The organism is Anaerotignum sp. (assembly GCF_031981185.1).
GTDB lineage: Bacteria > Bacillota > Clostridia > Lachnospirales > Anaerotignaceae > Chakrabartyella.
In genome coordinates this window covers 53,311-61,918 of sequence record NZ_DALYUL010000019.1, presented here as the reverse complement: position 1 = coordinate 61,918, position 8,608 = coordinate 53,311, and the positions used below count along the sequence as shown (strand labels likewise).

At 38.1% G+C, this 8,608-nt stretch carries 11 protein-coding genes; 8 read left to right on the top strand and 3 right to left on the bottom strand.

What is annotated here, in order from left to right; genetic code table 11:
- The first annotated feature begins 106 nt into the window (after window positions 1-106).
- The 8 genes from RTK36_RS11580 to RTK36_RS11545 all read left to right on the top strand — a co-directional run bounded on the left by RTK36_RS11580 (window position 107) and on the right by RTK36_RS11545 (window position 7,079).
- On the top strand, window positions 107-283 hold the full coding sequence (locus tag RTK36_RS11580) for a DUF6472 family protein (RefSeq protein ID WP_312047413.1): 177 nt from the start codon (window positions 107-109) through the stop codon (window positions 281-283).
- An 11-nt stretch (window positions 284-294) separates the two neighbouring features.
- Window positions 295-660: an ACT domain-containing protein gene (locus tag RTK36_RS11575; protein WP_312047412.1), complete on the top strand. Its 366-nt coding sequence runs from the start codon at window positions 295-297 to the stop codon at window positions 658-660.
- Window positions 661-867: 207 nt separating this feature from the next.
- The gene (gene lepB, locus RTK36_RS11570) at window positions 868-1,371 is read left to right on the top strand and encodes a signal peptidase I (RefSeq protein WP_312047410.1); all 504 of its coding nucleotides are present in this window, start codon (window positions 868-870) and stop codon (window positions 1,369-1,371) included.
- A 382-nt stretch (window positions 1,372-1,753) separates the two neighbouring features.
- Entirely contained in the window at window positions 1,754-3,316 is a 1,563-nt protein-coding gene (locus tag RTK36_RS11565) for a DUF3794 and LysM peptidoglycan-binding domain-containing protein (protein WP_312047408.1), read from the top strand.
- 459 nt (window positions 3,317-3,775) lie between these two features.
- A complete protein-coding gene (locus RTK36_RS11560) occupies window positions 3,776-4,615 on the top strand; it encodes an amino acid ABC transporter substrate-binding protein (protein WP_312047406.1) in 840 nt (279 codons plus the stop codon).
- 102 nt (window positions 4,616-4,717) lie between these two features.
- Complete coding sequence (locus RTK36_RS11555) at window positions 4,718-5,476, top strand: amino acid ABC transporter permease (protein WP_312047404.1); 759 nt, start codon at window positions 4,718-4,720, stop codon at window positions 5,474-5,476.
- Window positions 5,477-5,489: 13 nt separating this feature from the next.
- On the top strand, window positions 5,490-6,251 hold the full coding sequence (locus RTK36_RS11550; RefSeq protein ID WP_312047402.1) for an amino acid ABC transporter ATP-binding protein: 762 nt from the start codon (window positions 5,490-5,492) through the stop codon (window positions 6,249-6,251).
- A gap of 12 nt (window positions 6,252-6,263) precedes the next feature.
- Window positions 6,264-7,079: a hypothetical protein gene (locus RTK36_RS11545; RefSeq protein WP_312047399.1), complete on the top strand. Its 816-nt coding sequence runs from the start codon at window positions 6,264-6,266 to the stop codon at window positions 7,077-7,079.
- Between the two features lie 221 nt (window positions 7,080-7,300).
- Here the strand turns inward: RTK36_RS11545 and RTK36_RS11540 are convergent, their stop codons facing one another.
- Genes RTK36_RS11540 through RTK36_RS11530 form a run of 3 tightly spaced genes read right to left on the bottom strand, consistent with a single transcriptional unit; the run spans window position 7,301 to window position 8,597 of the window.
- Window positions 7,301-7,525 (bottom strand): carbon storage regulator, encoded by a 225-nt coding sequence (locus RTK36_RS11540; RefSeq protein WP_312047397.1) that lies wholly within the window; start codon window positions 7,523-7,525, stop codon window positions 7,301-7,303.
- A 1-nt stretch (window position 7,526) separates the two neighbouring features.
- Window positions 7,527-7,970 (bottom strand): flagellar assembly protein FliW, encoded by a 444-nt coding sequence (fliW, locus tag RTK36_RS11535; RefSeq protein ID WP_312047394.1) that lies wholly within the window; start codon window positions 7,968-7,970, stop codon window positions 7,527-7,529.
- 21 nt (window positions 7,971-7,991) lie between these two features.
- A complete protein-coding gene (locus RTK36_RS11530) occupies window positions 7,992-8,597 on the bottom strand; it encodes a DUF6470 family protein (protein WP_312047391.1) in 606 nt (201 codons plus the stop codon).
- Between the last annotated feature and the right edge of the window lie 11 nt (window positions 8,598-8,608).

The window sequence follows — 8,608 nt, the reverse complement described above, 5'->3', positions numbered from 1 at the left end:
AGCAGAGGGTCACAGGTTCGAGCCCTGTAACTCCCATATTTAAACCACTTCTTAAATTAAGAAGTGGTTTTTACTTTTATTAAGTTTATACTAATAGGAGAAGGAAATGAAGTCAAATTGTGATACATGTGTATATTTTAGTTATGACGAAGTATATGATGAATATTATTGTCAAGTGAATTTAGATGAGGACGAGATGGAACGGTTTTTAAAGGACGAAAATAGCGAATGTCCCTATTATCGTTTGGAAGATGAATATAAAACTGTGCAAAAGCAAATGTGAGGGAAAAGCCAATGTTATTAGAATGGTTGAATATAGATTTTTCAGTCGCAAAATGCCATGAAATAATAGATTTGGGTCGTTTTAGCTTTTGGTCTCGAACGGATCATGAGCTTTCTTTGGTTTGCCCTACAGAACTTTTGCCCACAGACGCTGAGGTACATGAAGATGGGTGGAGCTGTTTTCGAGTTGTGGGGCAGATGGAATTTACTATGGTTGGAGTTTTAGCCAAAATATCAGGATGTTTAGGGGAAAGCGGAATTAGTATTTTCGCTGTTTCTACTTTTGACACAGACTATATTTTTATAAAGGAAGAGAAATGCCATGAAGCACAGGTTGCTTTGGAGGCCATTGGATATAGCTTTTTGGATAAAATATAAGGTGTTTTGCTGCTATAATGAAAGATAAGTTAAGCCTGAAATATTGGGCTTATTTTTTTGTTTAAAAAATAATATTTTTACGATTTAATAAGTTTCCTAAATTTACCTATTTTTTTGACTTGCTATTTTTGGAGAAATTTGTATACTTTTATATAGAGAGATAACAATTTGTCACAAGAAAATAATAGCACAGAGAGGTAAATAGTTTTGAATGAAGTTGTAAAAGATTGGGCAAATGTAATTTTAAGAGCCGCAATTATCATAATGATATTATTTTTCTTTTTATGGCCAGTGAAACTAGAGGGAAGTTCTATGGACCCTACCTTAAATGACGGAGATATTATCTGTATGAGCCGCTTTTTTGTTCAGATGGGATGGTATGACAAAGGAGATATTATCGTATTTCAGTACAATGATAGCGGAAGGGAGAAAACAGTTTTAAAGAGAATTGTAGCGACTGAGGGGGATCATATTAGACTACTACCTGGTGGCTTCGTTGAAATAAATGGAGAAATATTAGAAGAAGAATATATAGATGAACCTACCAACGGAATTGTAGATATGACAATTCCCAAAGATACTGTTTTTGTTTTGGGTGACAATCGAGATTTAAGTTATGACAGCCGTCAAATGGGCGTGATTTCTTGTAGTGATTTGACAGGAAAGGTTGTGTTTCGCTGGTTTCCCATTACGGAATTGAGGGGATTTTAACACAAGCATATTAAAAGGCGTATTTCTTTTGAGATGCACCACAGATTTTAATGTGTGCGCAAGTTCCTTGCTAAATATATATTTTACTGCTGTAAGCCTTTTATATAATGAATGGGTCTCTAGATAATTTGCCTATAAATAATAAATCCTATTATACGTGTTTTCGTCAAACGTTGTATAATAGGATTTTTTAATTTTACTTTTTCACTACAGACAATAAAAGTAAAAGAACATTTTTCTTAGAAACCCTTATTTTTAGGAATACAATAGAGGAATTTCAATATATTTATATATAGACAAAGGGTGGATGGTGACCGAAAAAAAGGAAAAGCCCGAAATCAGTGTCTGAAAACTGCCGCAAGAATAGCGAAGGAGGTTTTTTATGCCGATGGAATGGGAAAGAGAAGAAATTGAATTGAAGCAGCAGGGTGGGAAACAAGCCTCCCAAATCTTGCTGGAAGGGGATATCATCGCGCCTGACAGCAAGCCTGACGTAAATGAAGTTTTGTGTTGCCACGGAAAAGTAAAAATGAAGGATGTACGGGTGGGGGACGATCGCATTAACCTATCAGGCGACTTGGACCTTACAATTCTATATTCTTCTGATAAGGGTGACGATGCAGTATATGCGATGAAATCCAGTTTACCCATTGAGGATATTATCTACATGGACGGACTGGAAAAAGATATGCAGGTAAAACTAACAACAACACTGGAACATTTGGATTGCCAAGTAATCAATGATAGAAAGTTAGGAATAAAGGCAGTCATTGGATTGACAGCAAATGCAGAACGTGTACATAAAGTAAATGTTGTTTCACCTGGAGACAGCGGCGGAATGGCCTTTTTGGAAGGTAAGCTTCGCATGGAAGAAGTAGTCGCTGAGAAAAAAGAAGGATTCACAGTTAAAGAGGAAATTACGTTACCTCAAACGGCGCCGGCTGTTGGAGAAATATTAAGCTGCGATTTTTATTTGACTGATCAAGAAGTGCGTCCAATGGATGGCAAGGTAATGATTCGTAGTAATCTTATTGTTGATATTTTATATACGGATGATCAGGGAACGGGAACTGTGCATTCGTGGAGCGAAAAAATACCCTTCAACGGATATTTAGAAGCAGATAAAATTACACCAAAAAGTATGGTTGACGTAAATTTAACCATCGATGATACCTCAATCAAAACCAGCCTTGATGACGATGGCGAACCCAGAATTTTAGATGTTAATGCATCTATTATGAGTGAGATGTCAGCTTGGGATTCAACAGAGAAAACAGTAGTTACCGATGCATATGCACCGGGGATGGAAACGGAAGTTATGCGGGATACTGTGACATATCCTGTTAGCATTGGAAGAGCTAAAAATCAGTTTTCTTTGAAAGAAAAAATTACATTGGATCAAAGCGAGCTTCCTATGCTACAAGCAGGGAAAACATGGGGAACGCTGCATATTCAGGACGTAAGCCCCCAAGAGGATATGATTCAAGTTGAGGGCGTTTTGAATGTGGAAATTATGTATTTATGCCAAGAAGATGATCATGCAGTTTGTATGACTAACAAAGGGATTCCTTTTAGTCAAAAAATTGAGATGAAAGGTGTTTTGCCTACTGATGAAATAAATGTAAAAGGCAGACTTGAAGAAATCGATTTTCAGATTTTATCCGATCGAGAGGGTGAGTTATATGCGTCTATTGTGCTTGAGGCAGATGCGAAAAGACAAGAAACTGCCCAGCTTGTTACGGATATTCGACTGAAAAATATCGATACATCTCAAAAGCCTATGGCAGGTGCTGTAATTTATACGGTGCAGCCAGGAGATAGTTTATGGAAGATTGCAAAACACTTTGACACCACGATTGAACGTATTTTGATGGTAAATGACATTGAGGACCCTGATAAAATTTACCCGGGTCAGAAGTTATTAATTATTAAAATGATGCGTTAACAGTATTGTATGCGGGTTATTTCAACGAATTTATTGAATTCCACCGCCTTATTAGGCGGTGGATGCATATAAAAATGATTTAAAAGAAGTATAAGCTAGGATGAACTTTAACATCATTACCCTACTTTAGAAAATCTTGATAGATAAAGATAGAGGGACTCACTCTGAGCAGCTAGAGAGCTTTCTAGGCTATGGAAGTAATTGGGCTGATATTTTTATTAGGGTACATGGAAAAAGATGTTATACACTGTTTAAAGAGAAAATAAGGCTATCATAAAAAGGATTCGGGTTATATCCCATGCTTGAACAGACAGATAAGCTGTCTGTTTTTTTGCGTGTCAGAAAAAGAAGAGATAATTTGACAAAACCTCTTTACTTTAGCGTGGTAATGTGATAGTATAATAAAGAGTTAAGGCTTTTGGGCTTAGGTTATAAAAAAAGAAAAAGGGGAAATGAAGTATGAAAAAATATTTGGGAATATTTATTGCAATGCTAATGGGTGTTTCTGTGTTAGCGGGATGTAGCAGTGACGAAAAATCTAGTGCGGCTCCTGAAAACGAAGCTACAGCGCAAGAACGTACAAAATTGGTTGTTGGTTTTGATGCTGAGTATCCTCCTTATGGATACCGTAATGATGCCGGAGATTATGTTGGGTTTGACTTGGATTTGGCCGCAGAGGTGTGTAAGCGCCGTGGTTGGGAATTGGTGAAACAACCAATTGATTGGGATGCCAAAGATATGGAATTGAACAGCGGATCCATCGATTGTATTTGGAATGGTTTTACTATGACAGGCAGAGAAGATAGCTACACTTTTTCTGATCCTTATGTAGACAATAGCATTGTTTTTGTGGTGAGAGCAGATTCCGACATTAAAACAAAAGCTGATTTAGCTGGAAAAGTTGTGATGACTCAGGCCGATTCTTCTGCATTGACTGCTTTAACAAATCAGGAAGACAATGAAGCAAATCTAGCATTGGCAGCAAGTTTTGCTTCTTTAGAACAGTCAAAAGATTATAATTCAGCTTTTATGAATTTGGAAGCTGGTTCCATTGATGCCATTGCAGTGGATATTGGTGTTGCACAGTACCAGTTGACCTCACGTGGAGATAAATTTGCAAAGTTGGAGGAGCCTCTGTCTACAGAACAGTACGCAATAGGCTTTAAGAAGGGTAACACAGAGCTTCGTGATCAAGTTCAGGAAACCTTATATGAAATGGTAAAAGATGGTACCATTGATACCATTGCAGCGAATTATAAGGATTATAATTTAGATCAAATGATTTGCCTTGGCAAGTAATTTGGTGTAAAATAAATGAGTCATTCAAGCGTGTCGGTAATCTGGCACGCTTATCCTTGCTTTTTGAAGGATTGTAAAAATGCAAAATATGGGGGTTTTCTTATGCGTTGGGCCGAATATTTCAATATCATACTCAATATCATACAGCAGCTTGGCGATGGCATGCTGGCAACACTACTTATTTTTATTTTGACTTTGGTATTTTCTATGCCATTAGGTCTTTTGGTGGCTTTTGCCCGTATGTCAAAATGGACACCCTTTGGGTTTATGCTGAAAAAAGATGGGAATGCGGGAAAAGGGGTTATTACTGGCGGACTAAATGGATGGTTTGGGAACTTTAAGCCTATTCAATTTTTGGCCAAAATATATATTTCTATTTTAAGGGGTACTCCCTTAATGCTTCAGCTTTTGGTTGTTTATTTTGCACCATACTACGTTTTTGGTGTTACCTTAAGTAAAAGCTATCGTTTGATTGCAGTTTTAATTGGTTTTTCTATCAATTATGCGGCTTATTTTGCAGAAATCTATCGTTCAGGCATCGAGGCCATTCCTGTTGGGCAATACGAGGCGGCCTCGGTTTTAGGTTATAATAAATATCAGACTTTTTTTAAGATTGTATTCCCCCAAATGGTAAAGCGAATTTTGCCTCCTGTGACCAATGAAATTATTACTTTGGTTAAGGATACCGCCATGGCTTTTGTTTTAAATTACACAGAAATGTTTACGTTGGCAAAGCAGATTGCGGCGGCAAAAACCACGATTATGCCTCTATTCATTGCAGGTGCCTTCTATTTTATTTTTAACTGGGTAGTGGCGTATGTCATGGAACGAGTGGAAAAATCCTTGAGCTATTATCGATAAGGGAGGGATAAGCATGAAGGTATTAGAAATCAATCACTGTAATAAAAAATTTGGAGATAATGAAGTTTTGAAAGATATTTCCCTTTCTGTATCAGAGGGACAGGTTGTATCGATAATTGGGCCGTCAGGTTCAGGAAAATCTACCTTGTTGCGTTGTGCAACCCTATTGGAAACTATGGATGGAGGAGATTTAATTTATCTTGGAAACTATGCGGCTAAGGCTGGCGAAAATGGAAAATCCAACTATGTGGATGAAAATAAGATTAGAGAGATTAAAAAACATTTTGGGCTTGTATTCCAAAATTTTAATTTGTTTCCCCACTATTCTGTGATGAAGAATATTACGGAACCGCCTATTTTAATTGGTAAGCGGCCAAAGGACGAGGTTTATGCAGAGGCAAGGGTACTTTTGGCGAAAATGGGTCTTTCCGAAAAGGAAGATGCATATCCCCATCAGCTTTCAGGCGGACAGCAGCAGCGTGTATCCATTGCACGAGCATTGGCTATGAATCCCAAAATTTTGTTTTTTGATGAACCCACTTCTGCCCTTGACCCTGAATTAACAGGGGAAATATTGAAGGTAATTAAGGATTTGGCAGCGGAGCATATGACTATGGTGATTGTAACCCATGAGATGTCCTTTGCCAGAGATGTGTCCAACCATATTGTTTTTATGGACGGCGGTGTGATTGTGGAGGAAGGGGCACCCGAGGAGGTAATCAACAATCCGAAGCAGGAGCGAACAAAGGCCTTTTTGGGACGTTTTCAACAGTAAGGTGGGAATTATGTGGAAATTAATTTTATAAAAACCAATCCAACGGAAAATATGACAATTTTAGTGGAAACTCCAATTTCCAAAGAGAAACATCTCCAGGTGGCGGAAAAGCTAATGGCTTACAATAGCATTTATGGTGAGCAGGTAGGCTTTATACAGGAGCCTAAGGATAAACATGCGGCCAAGGCATTACGCATGATGGCAGGGGAATTTTGTGGAAACGCCACCCTTTCCTTGGCGGCCTATCTCATGGAGGAGAAACAACTGCCCCTGACTGCAATAGAAACTGTATTATTGGAAGTTTCCGGCGCTAAGAATTTAGTTTCATGTGAAATTCAGAAGTTAGAGTGTGGATACTTCGGGAAGGTTGATATGCCTTTGCCCCTTTCTGTGGATTGGGAGGAGTTTTTTCTTGGCAGTGAGGCCTTCACACTGCCTGTGGTACGATTTGAAGGGATTGCACATATCATTGTAGATCGGAAAATTTGGGGTGCAGATGCCAGAATGAAGGCGGAGAAGGCTTCTTCCTTATGGTCACACAATATGCCCGATGCTTTTGGCCTCCTACTATGGGATGGAAAAACCCAGGAACTGGATCCGCTGGTTTGTGTGAAAGGGACAAGCATGATTTGGGAGAGGGGCTGCGGAAGCGGAACCTCCGCAATTGGTGTACTTTTGGCAATGCGGGCAGGAAACACTGTTTCCGTAGATTGCAAACAGCCAGGAGGGACCATGGGTGTTCAGGCGGTTTTGCAGGATGGGAAGATAACTGCCCTGGAAATATCAGGTTATGTTTCCATTGTGGCTAAGGGAAAAGCATATATTTAACAATAAGGGTGTATTGGTGAAAACCGATACACTTATTTTGTTTCTTTGAAATTTTAGAAATATAACCGGAACAATTCTTCTTTGGAGCTAAGCAAACCGAATATGAAAAACAAGGGATTTCAAAACCCGTTAGATAAGGAACTTAGTATTTCGAAGGGTTTGATTATTGACATCAAAAAAGGAAGGGCTATTTTTCAACGAATAGTGCTTCCTTTTTGTAACTACTTCTGAAATAATTTTTTTAACATTGCAACGGAGTCACCCGAGGAGGACAATGCTTCCTGATTGCTCATGGTAGCCAGCTTTAATTCCTCTCGCATAATCATAATATCCTTCGGCGCATCGATAGAAATTTTCACCTTATCAGCAGAAATATCCTGTATGGTGATTATAATATCTTCGCCTATATAGATAGATTGACCAATTTTTCTTTGCAATACCAGCATATCAGCCCTCCTTAGGAATAAGATCCTTAAATGAGTATTTAAAGGGATATTCCGAGTTTTCCAATATAATTTGTTTTGCTAATCGGGTCTGCGTATTTACAATCACAGGACACCTTAAATTTGTTGTACTCTGGGGAATGGAATCCAGAAGGACACAAATATTATAGACAGTTAGATTATCCGCATCCTTAAGTTTTAAATCTTGAATATCTGTTTCTGATAGTGAAACATTGTAATCATGAATAAAATTATAAGGATTTATCATCACAAAAGCAATGTCTGCTTCTTCAATGCTTTGAAGGCATACTGGAGAGTTTTCGTGGTCATCAAAGCGGATTAAGAGAAATTTTCTATATTTCTCGAACCCAAATAGTCCATTATTAAAAATAATAACATCGTTGTCTTCATATGTTATATTGGAAAAATATTTTGTTACCAGTTCCATTTATTCACCTCGTTTGATTAATCATGCTCTTAAATCGGTAATCGGAACGTATTGGGGGTCTGCGCTTGGCGGAACATAGATAGGGTTTCCTATGTATTCAATTACAACATCAGGTCGCTGTGTAATGGAAATCTCAATATTCCCTGGAATAAACTCAAAGTTTCCGTTCATAACCTTCCAGTCAAAATTGAGCTTATCCAACTCGTATTCTATCATAATTTCCGGTTTAGACCAATTCAATTCGGGCCTTGCGGTAGGGGTAAAGGTTATTCCAACGTTGGTGTTTACCTCTGTTTTTGAAGCAGCAATTTTACTAATGACATCTTCACCTATTTTTGCATTTAAAAATAATTTTCCTTCCCTTGCATAAGCGGCGGTTGCCTCATAGGCGACCATTTTCCCTTTTTCTGCAGCATCCTTAATGCTTGTTCTGGCTGTTGGATTTATAGAATTATAACATTCAAAGGAATCAATATCTAATTTAATGGGGTTGCTTTTGATTTTCAGACCGCCATTATCTCTGGAAATTTCCAGCTGTGCATTTGAATTATTGTATTCCAGACGTGCATTGTTTACTGTCATTTCAAACTTTAAAGGTACTGTGGTAATATTCAATAAAGGTTCCACCGTTTTTGCCC